Annotated in this window: 15 protein-coding genes; 10 read left to right on the forward strand and 5 right to left on the reverse strand. The window is 71.9% G+C overall.

Annotation, left to right across the window (positions count from 1 at the left end):
• Positions 1 to 151 precede the first annotated feature (151 nt).
• The 3 genes from JAV76_RS03565 to JAV76_RS03575 all read right to left on the reverse strand — a co-directional run bounded on the left by JAV76_RS03565 (position 152) and on the right by JAV76_RS03575 (position 3,699).
• On the reverse strand, positions 152 to 1,288 hold the full coding sequence (locus JAV76_RS03565) for a glutamate--cysteine ligase (protein WP_198732633.1): 1,137 nt from the start codon (positions 1,286 to 1,288) through the stop codon (positions 152 to 154).
• 2 nt (positions 1,289 to 1,290) lie between these two features.
• A complete protein-coding gene (locus JAV76_RS03570) occupies positions 1,291 to 2,571 on the reverse strand; it encodes a THUMP-like domain-containing protein (protein ID WP_198732634.1) in 1,281 nt (426 codons plus the stop codon).
• A gap of 81 nt (positions 2,572 to 2,652) precedes the next feature.
• Entirely contained in the window at positions 2,653 to 3,699 is a 1,047-nt protein-coding gene (locus JAV76_RS03575; RefSeq protein WP_198732635.1) for an NYN domain-containing protein, read from the reverse strand.
• A gap of 220 nt (positions 3,700 to 3,919) precedes the next feature.
• On the opposite strand from JAV76_RS03575, the gene groES reads away from it, so the two are divergent.
• Entirely contained in the window at positions 3,920 to 4,213 is a 294-nt protein-coding gene (gene groES, locus JAV76_RS03580) for a co-chaperone GroES (RefSeq protein WP_198732636.1), read from the forward strand.
• A 372-nt stretch (positions 4,214 to 4,585) separates the two neighbouring features.
• Here groES and JAV76_RS03585 read toward each other — a convergent pair whose 3' ends face one another.
• Complete coding sequence (locus JAV76_RS03585; protein WP_198732637.1) at positions 4,586 to 4,888, reverse strand: WhiB family transcriptional regulator; 303 nt, start codon at positions 4,886 to 4,888, stop codon at positions 4,586 to 4,588.
• A 390-nt stretch (positions 4,889 to 5,278) separates the two neighbouring features.
• Here JAV76_RS03585 and JAV76_RS03590 point away from each other — a divergent pair, with 390 nt between their 5' ends.
• From JAV76_RS03590 to JAV76_RS03600, 3 genes are all read left to right on the forward strand, one after another.
• Positions 5,279 to 6,424, forward strand: a complete 1,146-nt coding sequence (locus tag JAV76_RS03590; RefSeq protein ID WP_198732638.1) for a MerR family transcriptional regulator — start codon at positions 5,279 to 5,281, stop codon at positions 6,422 to 6,424.
• A 65-nt stretch (positions 6,425 to 6,489) separates the two neighbouring features.
• The gene (guaB, locus tag JAV76_RS03595; RefSeq protein WP_198732639.1) at positions 6,490 to 8,013 is read left to right on the forward strand and encodes an IMP dehydrogenase; all 1,524 of its coding nucleotides are present in this window, start codon (positions 6,490 to 6,492) and stop codon (positions 8,011 to 8,013) included.
• Positions 8,014 to 8,201: 188 nt separating this feature from the next.
• Entirely contained in the window at positions 8,202 to 9,008 is an 807-nt protein-coding gene (locus tag JAV76_RS03600) for a pseudouridine synthase (protein WP_307843967.1), read from the forward strand.
• Here JAV76_RS03600 and JAV76_RS03605 read toward each other — a convergent pair.
• Positions 8,956 to 9,687 carry an exonuclease domain-containing protein gene (locus JAV76_RS03605; protein WP_198732640.1) on the reverse strand — a complete coding sequence of 244 codons (732 nt, stop codon included), beginning with the start codon at positions 9,685 to 9,687 and terminating at the stop codon, positions 8,956 to 8,958. The genes JAV76_RS03600 and JAV76_RS03605 overlap by 53 nt on opposite strands.
• A 140-nt stretch (positions 9,688 to 9,827) precedes the next feature.
• Here JAV76_RS03605 and JAV76_RS03610 point away from each other — a divergent pair, with 140 nt between their 5' ends.
• The 6 genes from JAV76_RS03610 (at position 9,828) to JAV76_RS03635 (ending at position 15,441) form a co-directional block, all read left to right on the forward strand.
• A complete protein-coding gene (locus JAV76_RS03610; RefSeq protein WP_198732641.1) occupies positions 9,828 to 10,952 on the forward strand; it encodes a GuaB3 family IMP dehydrogenase-related protein in 1,125 nt (374 codons plus the stop codon).
• A complete protein-coding gene (locus JAV76_RS03615) occupies positions 10,949 to 11,401 on the forward strand; it encodes a GNAT family acetyltransferase (RefSeq protein ID WP_198732642.1) in 453 nt (150 codons plus the stop codon). The genes JAV76_RS03610 and JAV76_RS03615 overlap by 4 nt, the downstream gene beginning before the upstream one ends.
• A 255-nt stretch (positions 11,402 to 11,656) precedes the next feature.
• Positions 11,657 to 12,418 (forward strand): DeoR/GlpR family DNA-binding transcription regulator, encoded by a 762-nt coding sequence (locus JAV76_RS03620; protein ID WP_198732643.1) that lies wholly within the window; start codon positions 11,657 to 11,659, stop codon positions 12,416 to 12,418.
• Positions 12,415 to 13,413, forward strand: coding sequence for a 1-phosphofructokinase family hexose kinase (locus JAV76_RS03625; RefSeq protein ID WP_198732644.1), 999 nt, complete (start codon positions 12,415 to 12,417; stop codon positions 13,411 to 13,413). The genes JAV76_RS03620 and JAV76_RS03625 overlap by 4 nt, the downstream gene beginning before the upstream one ends.
• Before the next feature lies 1 nt (position 13,414).
• On the forward strand, positions 13,415 to 13,885 hold the full coding sequence (locus JAV76_RS03630; RefSeq protein WP_198732645.1) for a PTS sugar transporter subunit IIA: 471 nt from the start codon (positions 13,415 to 13,417) through the stop codon (positions 13,883 to 13,885).
• On the forward strand, positions 13,882 to 15,441 hold the full coding sequence (locus JAV76_RS03635; RefSeq protein WP_198732646.1) for a PTS fructose transporter subunit IIC: 1,560 nt from the start codon (positions 13,882 to 13,884) through the stop codon (positions 15,439 to 15,441). Before JAV76_RS03630 ends, JAV76_RS03635 begins: the two co-directional genes overlap by 4 nt.
• Positions 15,442 to 15,455: the final 14 nt, after the last annotated feature.

The raw sequence follows: 15,455 nt of genomic DNA on the forward strand, positions 1-15,455 counted from the left end.
CGGCCTCGGGGTGCGGTCGGCGTCGCGCGGCGGTGGTCATGGTCACGGAAAGGGAAAGCGGCCGTCATGTCCATGTATGCCACCGTATGCCCTGAGGTACCCAGGCGCTCAGCAGGCACGCGACCGCGGTCGTGTCGCCGGGCGGTGCAGGTCAGAGCGGCTTGCCGGCGCGCATCTCCGCGACGAGCGACGCGACCACCGCGTCCAGCTCACCGCCGTTGCGCCTCGCCACGGCACGCTGCCGCTGGTAGCCGGCGCCACGCCGCAGGATCGTCCGCACCCCGTCGAGCTCCTCGAGGCACCCCAGCCGGTCGGCGACCGGCTCGAGCTCGACCAGGAGGCGGGACAGGCCGTCCGTGACGAGCTCCTCGTTGCCCTCCTTGTCGAGGATGAGGATCGCGTCCATGCCGTACCGGGCCGAGCGCCACTTGTTCTCCTGGGCGAACCACGGCGGCACGGTGGGCAGCTCGGCGCCCTGGTCGAGGAGGGTCGAGAAGTGCTCCACGAGGCAGTGGTTGAGCGCCGCGAACGCCATGACCTCGGTGAGGTTCGACGCACCGTCGCAGATCCGGGTCTCCAGGGTGCCGAACCGGGGGGAGGGGCGCAGGTCCCAGCGGACCTCGTCGAACTGGTCGATGACCCCCGTGTGCAGCATGTCCGCGACGTACGCCTCGAGCTGCTCCCACTGCTCGAACTGGAACCCCAGCCCCGCCGTGGGCAGCTGCTGGAACATCAGCGCACGGTTCGACGCGTACCCGGTGTCCTTGCCGCCCCAGAACGGGGACGACGCGCTGAGCGACTGGAGGTGCCCGAAGTACGCCAGCATGGCCCGCGAGATCGGCAGGACCTTGTCCCGGTCCTCGATCCCCACGTGCACGTGGACGCCGTAGATGAGCATCTGCCGGCCCCACCACTGCGTCCGGTCGATGAGCGTCGCGTACCGCTCCTTGTCCGTGACCTTCTGCTGCGCCCACCGGGCGAACGGGTGCGTCCCGGCGCACATGAGCTCCACCCGCAACGGGTCGGTGAGCTCACGGATCTGCTCGATGCTCCGCTCGAGGTCCGCACCGGCGTCCCGCACCGTCCGCCGCACGTCGGAGACGATCTCCACCGTGTTGAGCAGCAGCTCCTGCCGCACGTTCGGGTGCTGCGACCCGTCCGCGGGGGCGAGGCCGTCGAGGACCGTCTGCGCGACCTGCCGCAGGTCACCGGAGTCCTTGTCGACGAGCGCCAGCTCCCACTCGATCCCGATGGTCGAGCGCTCCGACGTGGCGAAGGGCAGGTGCATGGTCACTCCGTGACGTCAGGTGCTGGGGGGTGGGACCGTGCCGTGCGGTCCAGCGGCTCCACGACGAGGATCTGCTGCGAGCCCGCCACCCTCGTGAGGACGATGGTCGCCTCGGCCGACCCGCGCAGCGCGAGCTGCGAGCGCAGGTGCTCGGGGGTGACGGCGGTGCCACGCTTCTTGATGGTCACCCTCCCCACGTCGCGCTCGCGGAGGTACCCGCGGAGCTTCTTCAGGCCGAACGGCATGGAGTCCAGGATGCGGTAGCCGGTGGCGATCGGCACGGTGGACGTCTCGGCATGTGGTGTGTCAGTCGTCACGTACGCGATGGTGCGGTCGAGGAGCCGGCCGTCGAGGAGCCGTGACGCGTCGGCGACGAGACCCGCGCGGATGACGGCGCCGTCGGGCTCGTAGAGGTAGGAACCGATGTCGGCGACCCTCTCGACCGCTCGCGGCGGCGCCTCGGTGTGCTCGTCGGCGCGGAACGTCCTCGCGTCGGTGCGCTCGTCGACGGTCCGCAGGAGGAGGGCGGTGCGCCCGTGGCCGTCGGGGGCGAGGGGTCCGAACCACAGTCCCGCCTCGACGACGTCGCCGTCGACGGAGACCCACTGCGCCTCGCAGTCGTCGGGCAGGCCGTTGTGGGAGATCCCGGGTCCCACCTTGATGCCGACCGCGGGGACCTGGGACCGCAGGTCCCACACGTCGTCGAGCGCAGGTGCGTACGCCTTCGGGTCGACGATCCGCTTGCCAGAGCGGGTGCGGCGGGCCGGGTCGGCGTAGATCCCGGCGCCGGGCCCGGTGAACCCCTCGGCGGCGAGGTCGAGGGCGAGGCCGTCGGCGTGCCGGACGGTCGCCTCGGGGAACGCCCGGAGGTTGACGGTCGCGACGGCCGCGGTGACCTCGTCGATCTCGGTGGCCAGGACGCGCAGGTCGACGCCGGCGAAGGCCATGGCGTCGGCCCCGACGCCGCACGTGAGGTCGACGACGCGGTCCACCCCGGCCGCGAGGTAGCGCTGGGCGTGCCGCGCTCCCACGACGAGGCGGGTGGCCTGCTCGAGGCCGGCCTGCGTGAAGAGCATGCCCTCGACGAACGGGCCGAACTTCGCGGCCGCCTTGCCGCGCAGGCGCGACTGGGTGAGGGCGGCCGCGACCATGTCCTGCTCGAAGCCCTTGGCCCGCAGGCGTTCCGAGACGGCCATCGCGAGCTTCTCGTCGTAGGGCGGCAGGGCGTTGAGCAGCGCCCAGCCGTCAGGGGTGAGGAGCTTGGCGAGCGAGGCGTGGTCCATGCCGCGATCCTTTCACGCGGACCGCCGGGCGGGCGGTCGCGCGTGGGGTGGGTGGCAGCACGGACCTGCCTCCTCGCCGGGTCACTCGGGGTGGAACGCCGAGCGCAGGCGGATCTTGCGGATGGGGCCGGTCTCGTCGACCTCCACGAAGGAGCCGCGCGACTTCACGAACTCCGTGAAAGTCCGGTACCCGAGGGCCTTCTCGTTGAAGGTGGGGTCCATGCGCAGCATGTGGTTCTTCACCGCGGCGCTGTGCAACCACTCGGCGTCGTCCTTCGCATGGCCGAGGCGCAGGGCCCGGACGAGGAGCCCGCTGGGTCCCTTCTTGGGGGCGACGACGGTGGGCTCGTCCGGTGCGGTGGCGTCGTCGGTGTCCGCCGCGGTCGCCCCCTGTGCGGTGGTGGGGGAGTCGTCGGCGGTGCTGCTCTGGTCGGCTCCGGCGGTGGTGCCGGCGGTGACCGGCGCCGGGGCGGGCTCGGGTGCGCGCGGTGGCGCGACCGCGCGGCGCGAGGTGCGCGGCGCCTCGGTGGGCTCCTCGGTGATGGGGTCGTCGGTCATGACGCCGGGGAGGGCGTCGTAGTCGACGAACTCGTCGCACGCGGAGGCGAGCGAGGCGCTCGTCGCCCCGGCGACACCGATGCCGACGACGTAGCGGCCGAGGCGCTTGCTGCGTTGGGCGAGCGCGATGTAGTCGGAGTCGCCGGCGACGATGACCACGTGCGTGAGGTCCGGGACGCTGAAGAGGTCCTCGACGACGTCGATGGCGAGCCGGATGTCCGCACCGTTCTTCATGGACGCCACGGTCGGGAACATCTGCGTGAGGTCGACGGCGCGGTCGACGAGCTGCCCGCGGTAGCTCGCGTTCACGGGCACCGACCAGTCGGCGTAGGCACGGCTGATGGCGACGGTCCCGAGGGACGAGGCGAAGTCGAGGACGGCGTCGAGGTCGACCGTGGCGTCGACGAGCCGCTGGCGTGTCTCCCGGTCGGCGTCGGGACCGGTGACCTCGGCCTTGCGGACGCGGTGCTTGTGGAAGGACCCCCGGCCGTGGAGCTGGTCGTAGCGGGAGATGATGATGTTGTCGAAGTCGATGTAGACGGCGACGCGCGGGTCGGACGGGCCGGGCATGTGCGGTCTCTTCTCACGGGAGCGACGGGGAGCGGTGCGCTCCCTAGTGTGCCGCAGGCCTCGACCCGCCCGCCGTCTGGCACTCACCTTGACCGAGTGCTAACTACGGCATAGATTTGGCGGTGGTTCCGCACCGCACTCGATCGACCCCCGCGACGGCGATCGTGCGACGCGAGACCACTGAACTGTCCTTCATCTCTCTGCGAAAGGGGAGGTCCGCGTGTCGGTCTCCATCAAGCCGCTCGAGGACCGGATCGTCGTGAAGACTCTCGATGCTGAGCTCACGACGCCGTCCGGTCTTGTCATTCCTGACACCGCCAAGGAGAAGCCCCAGGAGGGCGAGGTCCTGGCTGTCGGCCCGGGTCGCATCGACGACAAGGGCAACCGCGTCCCCGTCGACGTCGCTGTCGGTGACAAGGTCATCTACAGCAAGTACGGCGGCACCGAGATCAAGTACGACGGCGAGGAGTACCTCATCCTCTCCGCCCGCGACGTCCTCGCGGTGATCGGCTGATCCAGCCGATCACGTTCGACGAAGGCCCCGCACCCGGAAGGGTGCGGGGCCTTCGTCGTCCTTCCGGGCGGGCAGCTCCGTGGCGCTACCTCCCGAGGCCGGTCGCCCCGCTCGGGAGCCCGGTGCCCCGCACCTCGCTGCTCCCTCTCCACGACTCGGGACCCGCCCCCTTTGTCGAGTTCGGTACTTCCAGTCGAGTTCGGCTGCTCGAAGTACCGAACTCGACTGGAAGTACCGAACTCGAGGCTTGTCGGAGACCTCCCAAGACGTCGGCAGGGCCGGCCTCGTCGGCCCCGCGGAGCCGGGCCGGACGTGCGACGAGGCCCCGCGCTCGCAGCGCGGGGCCTCGTCGGCGGTTCGGGTGCTCGGGTGTCAGCCGACCTTGCGGGTCGTGGACCGGGCGCTGTTCGCGAGGATCGCGGAGCGCTCGTCCTCGCTCAGTCCACCCCACACGCCGTAGGGCTCGCGGACGGCGAGGGACTGCTCGCGGCACTCCATCATCACGGGGCAGGACTGGCAGATGGCCTTGGCGGCCTCCGCGCGGCGCCGACGCGCTGCGCCACGCTCGCCCTCGGGGTGGAAGAAGAGGGTGTCGTCGATGTCGCGGCACGCACCCTGGTACTGCCACTCCCAGAGGTCCATGACGGGGCCGGGGAGTCGGGAGAGTTCAGTCATCGTCGTTCCATCCTTCGGTCGGAGCGGGGAGCGCCGCTGATCTTCACGTAGGTACTTCCAAGACTGTGAGGCCGCAGGTGAGACCCGATTTCCGGGACCGCGTCCGTCGCTGTGGCTAACCTACAACCGTTTCAGCAGTTGTTCAACCCTCGTCCTGCACCGGTTGCCCTGGAGCGATTCACTGGACGGCAGTCGTCAAATGGTCAAGCAATCCGCGGCTCTTCGCGGAAGCCGCCGATCGCTTCGCTCCAGCTCGTACGGTGCGATCTCCCGATCCGGCACGTACCGCGATTATCTGAACAACCGTCGAACTGCTCGCGGCACGGAGAAGGAGCCCTCCCGACGGGGGGCCAGGTGGCACTCCGTCCGCCGGGTCGGCACAATCAAGGCATGACGAATGTGCGCCCAGTCGACGAGCCCGCCGACGGCTCCGAAATCGGGTCGACGTCTCCCGGTCTCGCCGTAGCCGTCGTCGCGCGCCGCCTCGGCGTCGCGCCGGCCACCCTGCGGACCTGGGACCGCCGCTACGGACTCGGTCCCTCGGACCACTCGGCAGGGGCCCACCGCAGATACTCCGACGACGACGTCGCCCGCCTCATGGTCATGCGCAGGCTCGCGCTCGAGGGCGTCGCGCCCGCGGACGCCGCACGGTCCGCGCTGGCCCTCGACCTCGAGTCCACGGACCGGGAGCAGCTCGAGTCCGAGCTGCGCGCCTCGCTCGCGCAGGCGGACACCGACCCCGCGGCACCACCCGACGACGACGCGGACCAGGCAGAGGACGGAAGCGGTGCGACGCTCCGACCGTTGCGGTCCGCCGACGCGGCCGCCGGTGCCGAGACCGCCCCTGTGCGGCCTGCCCTGCGCCTGGCCGCACCCGTCGACGCCGCCGGGGTGACGTCGTCGGACATCGTCGACGCGGTGCTCCGCGGGAACGTCGAGGCGTGCGACCGGCTCCTCGCGCTGGACGCCGACCAGGACCCCACCTCGTGGTGGACCGACCTCGTCGAGCCGACGGTCCACAAGCTGGCGGCCCGCACGGTCCTCGCCAAGCCCGGCGAGGCCCCTGAGGCCCTCCTGGCGTCCGCGACGCTGCGTGCGGTGGCCGAGTTCATCCGCGAGCGCGAGGAGCAGTCGGTCCAGGACACCGGCGTGCGCTCCCCGCACCCCAGCCAGATGAAGCGCATCGTGCTGCTCTTCACGGCCGTCGACGACGCCCAGCCGCTCGCGATGCACGCGCTCGCCGCGGCGCTCGTCGCGCAGGGCGTCACGGCGCGCATCGTCACCGGGCCGGCCAACGCGCACCGGTCCATGGAGCTCGTGACGATGGTCCGGCCCGTCGCGACCGTCCTCGTGACGTCGCTCACCCGGCCTGGGCTGGGGATCGTCCACGCGCTCCACGAGGCGCAGCCCGAGCTCCCGATCTTCGTGGGGCTGAGCAGCGACGACGCGGCCGCCGACCTCCCGCTGTCGTCGAACGTCAGCCGGGTGCGCAGCTTCCAGGGGCTCCTCCACGAGGTCCTCGCCGTCGCTCGGTGAGCGCCGGCCCGCGCCCGGACGGATCTGCCGTCCGGGTGCGGCCCTGCGGTGCGTAGACTTCCTCCATGAGTGAGTCGAGCACCTCGCAGCCCCACGACCCCTTCGGATTCACCGGCCTCACGTACGACGACGTCCTCCTCCTGCCCAACGAGACCGACGTCATCCCGAGCGAGGTGGACACGACCGCCCGCCTCACCCGCGAGATCTCCGTCGCGGTGCCCCTGCTGTCCGCCGCGATGGACACGGTGACCGAGTCCCGCATGGCCGTCGCGATGGCGCGGCAGGGCGGGATCGGGATCCTCCACCGGAACCTCTCCATCGAGGCCCAGGCGAAGCAGGTCGACCTCGTCAAGCGGTCCGAGTCGGGCATGATCACCGATCCGGTGACCGTCGGTCCGGACGCGACGCTCGCCGAGCTCGACGCCCTGTGCGGCCAGTACCGGGTCTCCGGTCTGCCGGTCGTCGACGACGCAGGCATCCTCCTGGGCATCATCACCAACCGTGACCTGCGCTTCGTGGCACCCGCGGACTTCGCCGCACGGCGGGTGCGCGACGTCATGACGCCGATGCCTCTGATCACCGGGCCGGTCGGCATCACCCGGGACGACGCGGCCGCGCTCCTCGGGAAGAACAAGATCGAGAAGCTGCCCCTGGTCGACGACGGGGGCAGGCTCCGCGGGCTCATCACCGTGAAGGACTTCGTGAAGTCCGAGCAGTACCCGGACGCCACGAAGGACGCCGAGGGGCGCCTCATGGTCGGAGCGGCCATCGGGTTCTTCGGTGACGCGTGGGAGCGGGCCACCGCGCTCGCCGAGGCCGGTGTGGACGTGCTGGTCGCGGACACGGCCAACGGTCACGCCCGTCTGCTGCTCGACATGATCCGTCGGCTCAAGGCGGACCCGGCGTTCTCCGCCGTGCAGATCATCGGCGGCAACGTCGCCACGCGAGCGGGCGCTCAGGCGCTCGTCGACGCCGGTGCGGACGCCGTGAAGGTCGGCGTGGGCCCGGGGTCCATCTGCACCACGCGCGTGGTCGCCGGGGTCGGCGTCCCGCAGGTCACCGCCATCTACGAGGCGTCGCTCGCGTGCCGCCCCGCCGGCGTCCCGGTCATCGGTGACGGAGGTCTCCAGCACTCCGGGGACATCGCCAAGGCGCTGGTCGCGGGCGCGGACACCGTCATGCTCGGGTCGCTCCTCGCCGGGTGCGACGAGAGCCCTGGGGACCTCGTGTTCGTCAACGGCAAGCAGTTCAAGCACTACCGGGGCATGGGGTCCATCGGAGCTATGGCGTCCCGCGGGAAGAAGGCCTCCTACTCGAAGGACCGGTACTTCCAGGCCGACGTGTCCAGCGACGACAAGATCGTCCCCGAGGGCATCGAGGGTCAGGTGCCCTACCGCGGACCTCTGGGCGCTGTCGCCCACCAGCTCGTGGGTGGGCTGCACCAGTCGATGTTCTACGTCGGGGCGCACACCGTCCCGCAGCTCCAGGAGCGTGGACGGTTCGTCCGCATCACCCCGGCAGGGCTCAAGGAGTCGCACCCGCACGACATCCAGATGACCGTCGAGGCGCCCAACTACAGCGGGCGCTGAGCCGGGCGGTGGCTCGCTCCGCGCCGCTGCCCGTGCGGGACGGGCTCAACCCCGTCCGGCTCCAGATGCCCCTGGTCCCGGCGGCCGCACCAGCGGGAGCCGGGGGGTGGGCGGCGGTGGGCGACTAACTAGGGGCGCGCTTCCCCCACGACGAGACCCGCCTGCGGGAGAAGGTCGCGGCCAGGGAGGTGGTCGACGAGATCGGGCGCCCCTTCCACGAGGGATCGGTCTTCGTGCCCGGTGCCCTCGTCTACCTGTACCGGGACGCCCCTGACGAACCGCGCGTCCCGTTCGAGATCGACGTCCTGCACCACGACGACGACCTCCTCGTCGTCGACAAGCCGCACTTCCTCGCGAGCACGCCCCGCGGGGCGTACGTCGTGGAGTCCGTCGTGGTCCGCCTGCGTCGGGAGCTCGGGCTCCCCGAGATCAGCCCTGCGCACCGGCTCGACCGGATCACCGCGGGTGTCCTCGTGCTCACGACGCGCCGCGAGCGACGGGGCGCCTACCAGCGGCTCTTCGCGGAGCGACGCGTCACCAAGACGTACGAGGCCGTGGCTCCGCTGCGCGAGGACCTCGAGCTTCCGTGCACGGTCCGCAGCCGGATCGTCAAACGTCACGGGACGCTCCCCGCCGAGGAGGTGCCCGGGGAGCCCAACAGCGAGAGTCTCGTCGAGCTCGTCGGTCCGGTGCCGCGTGGTGGGCGGGCGGGGGCCGACCGGTCGGGCGAAGCCCCGCGGGGGCTCTACCGGCTCCGCCCCCGCACCGGGAAGACCCATCAGCTGAGGCTGCACATGGCGTCGCTCGGGGTGCCGATCGTCAACGACAACTTCTACCCGACGTTCTACGACGTCGCACCCGACGACTACTCGGCGCCGCTCCAGCTGCTCGCGAGGTCGGTCGAGCTCGACGACCCGATCACGGGAGAGCGGCGGCGGTTCGTCAGTCGACGGACGCTGGCTGAGGCACCTGGTGGTGCTCGCGCAGCCACGTGAGCCCCGCACCGGGTCCGGCAAGGCCCTGGCGCTCGCGCCACGAGTTGAAGCTCTCGGCCCACCGGCGGTGCTCCGCGACCTGGTAGGCGTGGAGGGCCGTGAGCTCGAGCTCGGCGAGGTCGGGGTGGCGCCGCGCCATGGCGTCGAGGACGTCGAGCGTCGCCACGACGTCGACGTCCGCTGTGTGGAGGTTGTCGGTGTCCGCGACCCCGTAGACGCCGCAGAGGTCCACGAGCTTGCGCTTGCCCCGTCGGTACCGGTCCACGGCCCGGTCGAGGACGAGGGGGTCGATCACGGGGCTCACGTCGCGGCCCAGCCTGTCCGCCATCGAGCTCAGGCCGTGGCGGGCGAGCTCGGCGTCGAGGATGCACAGGTCGAACGTCGCGTTGAACGCGACGACGGGCACGCCGTCGTTCAGCGCCTGTGCGAGCTGGTCCGCGATCGCGTCGAGAGCTGTCCCGGGGGACTCACCGTGGGTACGCGCGTGCTCGGTCGTGATGCCGTGGATCGCTGCCGCCTCCTCGGGGATGTCGACCCCGGGGTCGATCAGCCAGGACCGCACCTGGGTCCCTCCCGCGTCACGGCGCACCAGCGCGGCGGTGACGATCCGGTCGTTCCGGACGTCGACACCGGTGGTCTCGGTGTCGAACCCGAGGAGGGGTCCTGCGGTCCACGTCATCTGGCTCTCCCTGTGCGTGCTCGTCTGCGTGACGGTCTGCGTGCTCGTCGGTCCGTGCGAGGTTCTTCCTGGCCAGAGCATCGCAGCCGCCACCGACACGCACGGGCGGGGGAGGCGGCGCCGGACGGTAACCTTGTCCGGTGAGCAACGAGATCGAGATCGGCCGGGGCAAGCGCGGACGGCGCGCCTATTCCTTCGACGACATCGCGGTGGTGCCGTCGCGCCGCACCCGTGACCCGGAGGACGTCTCCGTCGACTGGCAGATCGACGCGTACCACTTCGGTCTGCCGATCCTCGCCGCCCCCATGGACTCCGTGATGAGCCCGGCGACGGCCGTGGCGCTGGGCAGGCACGGGGGCCTCGGGGTCCTCGACCTCGAGGGTCTGTGGACCCGGTACGAGGACCCGACGCCCATGCTCGAGGAGATCGCCGGCCTGGACGCGGAGCACGCGACGCGGCGCATGCAGGAGATCTACTCCGCGCCCGTGCGGGCGGAGCTCATCACCGAGCGCCTGAAGGAGATCCGTGCCGCGGGCGTCACGGTCGCCGGTGCGCTCTCCCCCCAGCGCACCCAGGAGTTCTACCGGACCGTCGTCGACGCCGGGGTCGACCTCTTCGTCATCCGGGGGACCACCGTCTCCGCCGAGCACGTGTCGGGGAACGCGGAGCCGCTCAACCTCAAGCGCTTCATCTACGAGCTCGACGTGCCCGTCGTCGTCGGTGGTGCGTCCACGTACACGGCCGCGCTGCACCTCATGCGGACGGGAGCCGCCGGCGTGCTCGTCGGCTTCGGCGGGGGAGCGGCGCACACGACGCGCGTCTCCCTCGGCATCCACGCACCCATGGCGACGGCCGTCGCGGACGTCGCCGCCGCGCGGCGGGACTACCTCGACGAGTCGGGCGGTCGGTACGTCCACGTCATCGCCGACGGTGGTGTGGGCCGAGCGGGTGACCTCGTCAAGGCCGTGGCGTGCGGGGCCGACGCGGTCATGGTGGGCGCGGCGCTCGCCCGTGCCGCCGAGGCGCCCGGCAACGGGTGGCACTGGGGCTCGGAGGCCCACCACCCGCAGCTGCCCCGCGGCGAGCGCGTGCACGTCGGGACGGCCGGGTCGCTCGAGGAGATCCTCTTCGGCCCGGGCCGCCAGGCGGACGGCACCCTCAACCTCGTCGGGGCGCTGCGCCGTGCGATGGCGACCACGGGGTACTCCGACCTCAAGGAGTTCCAGCGGGTCGAGGTCGTGATCTCGCCCTACCAGCCACGATGACCGTGCGGATCGCCGAGATCGAGGACGCGGACGTCGAGCAGGTCCTCGACCTCTGGGACTCCTGCGGTCTCACGCGACCGTGGAACGACGCGCGCGCGGACCTCGCCGCAGCCCGCACGACGGAGACGGCGACGGTCCTCGTCGCGCGCGAGGAGGCGGGCGCCGCGGCGGACGGCGGCCGAGGGCCCGCCGTCGGCACGGTGATGGCCGGGTACGACGGGCACCGGGGCTGGCTCTACTACGTCGCCGTCGACCCCTCGCGTCAGGGGACCGGGATCGGCAGGAGCCTGGTCGTCGCCGCGGAGGCATGGCTCGTCGCGCAGGGCGCGGTGAAGATCCAGCTCATGGTCCGGTCGACGAACGAGGGCGTCGCGGGCTTCTACGCCGCGCTCGGCTACACGGATGCCGGATGCGCCGTGCTGGGACGGCGGGTCGACCAGCCGTCCTGAGGCGCCCACCCGCCTGCGATCTTCCGCCCTCGTCCCACCCGGGACGGGGGCGCAGTCGTCTCCAGGCATGCCCGATCCTGCCCGACCTGCCCCGGGTCGGTGGGTCCTACGTTCTGAACTTCGGTGCATACCACTCTAAACCGGGCTCTTTTGTTCCTCATTCGCTCGTCCGCGCTTGAAAACACAGAGAAACGGGCGTAGACAAGTCCACACAGACATCCGCGTGACAGGGCGCGGATCGACGATGGGGTTGATGTGTACGCACCAGAACGCCACCAGGAGATCCTCGGGCTCGCGCGTGCCGCGGGCCGGGTCGACGTCTCCACCCTCGCCCAGACGCTCGACGTCACTCCGGAGACCGTCCGCCGCGATCTCTCCGTCCTCGAGCGCCAGGGCCTCGTGCGCCGCGTCCACGGCGGGGCCATCCCCGTCGAGCGGCTCGGGTTCGAGCCCGGGGTCGCCGACCGGGAGTCCCACCTCGCGGCCGAGAAGACCCTCATCGCGAAGGCCGCCCTCGCGGAGGTGCCCGACGCCGGGACCGTCGTCCTCGACGCCGGCACCACCACGGTGCGGCTCGCGGAGCAGCTCCCCACCGACCGCGAGCTCACCGTCGTCACGAACTCCCTGCCCGTCGCGGCCGTCCTCGCCGCGCGACCCAACATCACCCTCCACCTGGTGGGCGGCACCATCCGCGGACGCACCCTCGCGGCCGTCGGCCCCTGGGCCGAGCGCGCTCTCGCGGACATCCAGGCCGACGTCGTGTTCCTCGGCGCCAACGGGCTCACCCCGGACCGTGGGCTGACGACCCCCGACCTCGGTGAGGCCGCCGTGAAGCGGGCGCTCGCCCACGCGGCGCGACGTGTCGTGGTCCTCGCCGACCACACGAAGATCGGCCGGTCGGACTTCGCCCGCGTCGTCGGCATCGACGAGGTCGACGTGCTCGTCACCGACCCCGGGACCGACGGTGGGCTCGTCGCCGAGCTCGAGGACGCCGGCGTGGCGGTGGTACGCGCATGATCATCACCCTCACTCCCAACCCCAGTCTCGACCGCACCTACGAGGTCCCCACGCTCGTCGCGGGCGAGGTCAACCGCGCGGTGACCACGCACGTCGACGCCGGTGGCAAGGGCATCAACGTCACGCGGGCCTTGGCTGCCGGCGGGGCACGCTCCGTCGCGATCTTCCCGGCGGGCGGCACCGACGGGGTGCGCCTCGTCTCCGACCTCGAGGCCGTCGGGGTCGCGGTGCGACCCGTCCCCGCGGGCACGGCGACCCGCAGCAACATCGCGGTCGTCGACGCGCTCGGCGCCACCACCAAGATCAACGCCCCCGGCGAGCCCCTCGACCCCGCTGTCGTCACCGCGCTCCTCGACGCGCTCGCCGCAGAGATCGTCGCTGCGCGCAGCGCCGGCGACCGCCCCGTCGTGGTGGCGGCCGGGAGCCTTCCCACCGGTGCGGGTGACGACCTCTACGTCCGTGTCGCGCGCGTCGCCGCGGAGCACGGGGCGCGGACCGTCGTCGACTCGTCCGGCGCACCCTTCCGGGAGGCCGTCGAGGCCGGAGGGCTCGCTCTCGTGAAGCCCAACGACGACGAGCTCGCCGAGCTCGTCGGCAGGGAGCTCAGGACCGTGGGCGACGTGACCGACGCCGCACGCGAGATCATCTCGGCCGGCACCGACGCGGTGCTCGTCTCGCTCGGCGCACACGGCGCGCTCCTCGTCACTGCCGACAGCGTGCTCTGGGCGGGCGGGACGCCCCTCGTGCCGCTGTCCACCGTGGGCGCAGGCGACACGACGCTCGCCGGCTTCCTCAGCGTCCTCGACCAGGACGCCTCCTCCTCCCAGGAGGACATCACCGCACGGCTCCCGGACGCACTCCGGGTCGCCGTCGCCTGGGGCAGGGCTGCCGTCCTGCTCCCCGGCTCCGCAGTACCCACGCCCGACGACGTCGACGTCACGGACGTGCAGCTCGTCCCCGACCCATCCCGCCGCCTCGCACTGAAGGAGCTGTGACGTGAGCAACCCCGCACCCAGCGCACCCCTGATCACCCCGGGTCTCGTGGCCCTCGACCTCGCCGGGGGAGACCGTGACGCGGTCACCCGCAGCCTCATCGACCTCCTCCTCGCCGAGGGGCGGATCACCGACGCCGACGGCTTCCACGCCGACGTCCGTGCCCGAGAGGCTCAGATGGCCACGGGCATGCCCGGCGGCGTGGGGCTCCCGCACGCCCGTTCCGCGCACGTCACCGTGCCGTCCCTCGCGGTCGGTCGTGTCCCCGCAGGCGTCGACTTCGGCGCTCCCGACGGTGACGCGACCCTCGTCTTCCTCATCGCCGCGCCCACCGAGGGCGACAGCGACCACCTGAAGATCCTCGCGTCGCTCGCGCGGCGCCTCGTGCACGAGTCGTTCCGTGACTCGCTGCGCACCGCACCCGACGCGACCACCGTCGCCGAGATCGTCACCAGGGAGGTGGCTCCACGATGAAGTTCGTCGCCGTCACGTCGTGCCCCACGGGCATCGCGCACACGTACATGGCCGCCGAGGCCCTCGAGCAGGCAGGTCGCGCCGCCGGGCACGAGGTCACCGTCGAGACCCAGGGCTCCGCAGGGGCGGACACCATCGACCCCCAGGCCATCGCCGACGCGGACGGCGTGATCTTCGCCGCGGACCTCGAGGTCAAGGACAAGTCCCGCTTCAGCGGCAAGCCCACCGTCGACGTCGGCGTGAAGAAGGCCGTGCACGACGCGCCGGGCGTCATCGCCCAGGCCGTCGCTGCGGTGGAGGCGGGCGTCCCCGCAGGTGCCGCGGCCACGGCCGCGGCCACGGCGTCGCAGGCGCCCGCCGGGCCCGCCACGAAGGTCGACGCGAACGCGAGCGTCGGGAACCGCGTGCGGCAGTGGCTCATGACCGGGATCTCCTACATGATCCCGTTCGTCGCCGCCGGCGGGATCCTCATCGCCCTGAGCTTCATGCTCGCCCAGGTCGCCTGGGACGAGGAGGGCGCCGTCGAGGTCACGAAGGTCCCGGTCGAGACCATCATCGAGGGCTTCGACCTCACGTCCCTCCAGCACTGGTCGGTCCTCCTCCTCGCCATCGGCGGGGTCGCCTTCGGCTTCCTCGTCGCCGTGCTCGCCGGGTTCATCGCCTACGCGATCGCCGACCGCCCCGGCCTCGTGCCCGGCTTCGTCGGCGGTGCCATCGCGGTGACCGTGGGCGCCGGGTTCCTCGGCGGTCTCGTCGCCGGGTTCATCGGTGGTCTGCTGGCCCTGTGGATCAGCCGGTGGAAGGTGCCGCGCGGCGTGCGCGGCATCATGCCGGTGGTCGTCATCCCCCTCCTGTCGACGTTCGTCACCGGGCTCCTCATGTTCGTGGTGCTCGGCCGGCCGCTCGCGGCCCTCATGGACGGGCTCACCGACTGGCTGAGCTCGCTCTCCGGTTCCAACCTCGTCCTGCTCGGAGCGCTCCTCGGCCTCATGATGGGCTTCGACCTCGGTGGGCCCGTGAACAAGGTCGCCTACACCTTCGCGGTGACCGGACTCGCGACCGAGGGCCTGGCGTCCGACGCGACGCAGTACCGCATCATGGCGGCCGTCATGGCGGCCGGCATGGTCGCGCCGCTCGCGATGGCCCTCGCCACCGTGGTCCGCAGCAAGCTCTTCACGCGCGCCGAGCGGGAGAACGGCAAGGCCGCCTGGCTCCTCGGGGCGTCCTTCATCTCCGAGGGTGCCATCCCGTTCGCCGCCGTCGACCCGCTGCGGGTGCTGCCCGCCTCCATGGTCGGCTCAGCGGTCACCGGCGGTCTCGTCATGGCCTTCGACTCGACGCTCCGTGCCCCCCACGGCGGGATCTGGGTGGCACCGTTGATCGGGAACCCCGTCCTCTTCGTCCTCGCCGTGATCATCGGCACGGTCGTCACCGCCGCCGTCGTCATCGGCCTCAAGAGCATCGGCTCCAACTCCGCGGTCGACGCGGAGCGCGCCGCGGACGCGGCAGCCGCCGACCAGACCCCCACCACCACCACCACCGCCGTCGCGGGCTGACCGCGACCCTGGAA

This window comes from Sanguibacter suaedae, assembly GCF_016342785.1.
Classification (GTDB): domain Bacteria; phylum Actinomycetota; class Actinomycetes; order Actinomycetales; family Cellulomonadaceae; genus Sanguibacter; species Sanguibacter suaedae.

Coding starts and splice junctions, on each gene's coding strand:
- JAV76_RS03615 (WP_198732642.1), top strand. CDS start 10,949: ATGACCGTGCGGATCGCCGAGATCGAGGACGCGGACGTCGAGCAGGTC.
- JAV76_RS03575 (WP_198732635.1), bottom strand. CDS start 3,699: ATGCCCGGCCCGTCCGACCCGCGCGTCGCCGTCTACATCGACTTCGAC.
- JAV76_RS03625 (WP_198732644.1), top strand. CDS start 12,415: ATGATCATCACCCTCACTCCCAACCCCAGTCTCGACCGCACCTACGAG.
- JAV76_RS03590 (WP_198732638.1), top strand. CDS start 5,279: ATGACGAATGTGCGCCCAGTCGACGAGCCCGCCGACGGCTCCGAAATC.
- JAV76_RS03585 (WP_198732637.1), bottom strand. CDS start 4,888: ATGACTGAACTCTCCCGACTCCCCGGCCCCGTCATGGACCTCTGGGAG.
- guaB (WP_198732639.1), top strand. CDS start 6,490: ATGAGTGAGTCGAGCACCTCGCAGCCCCACGACCCCTTCGGATTCACC.
- JAV76_RS03570 (WP_198732634.1), bottom strand. CDS start 2,571: ATGGACCACGCCTCGCTCGCCAAGCTCCTCACCCCTGACGGCTGGGCG.
- JAV76_RS03565 (WP_198732633.1), bottom strand. CDS start 1,288: ATGCACCTGCCCTTCGCCACGTCGGAGCGCTCGACCATCGGGATCGAG.
- JAV76_RS03635 (WP_198732646.1), top strand. CDS start 13,882: ATGAAGTTCGTCGCCGTCACGTCGTGCCCCACGGGCATCGCGCACACG.
- JAV76_RS03605 (WP_198732640.1), bottom strand. CDS start 9,687: ATGACGTGGACCGCAGGACCCCTCCTCGGGTTCGACACCGAGACCACC.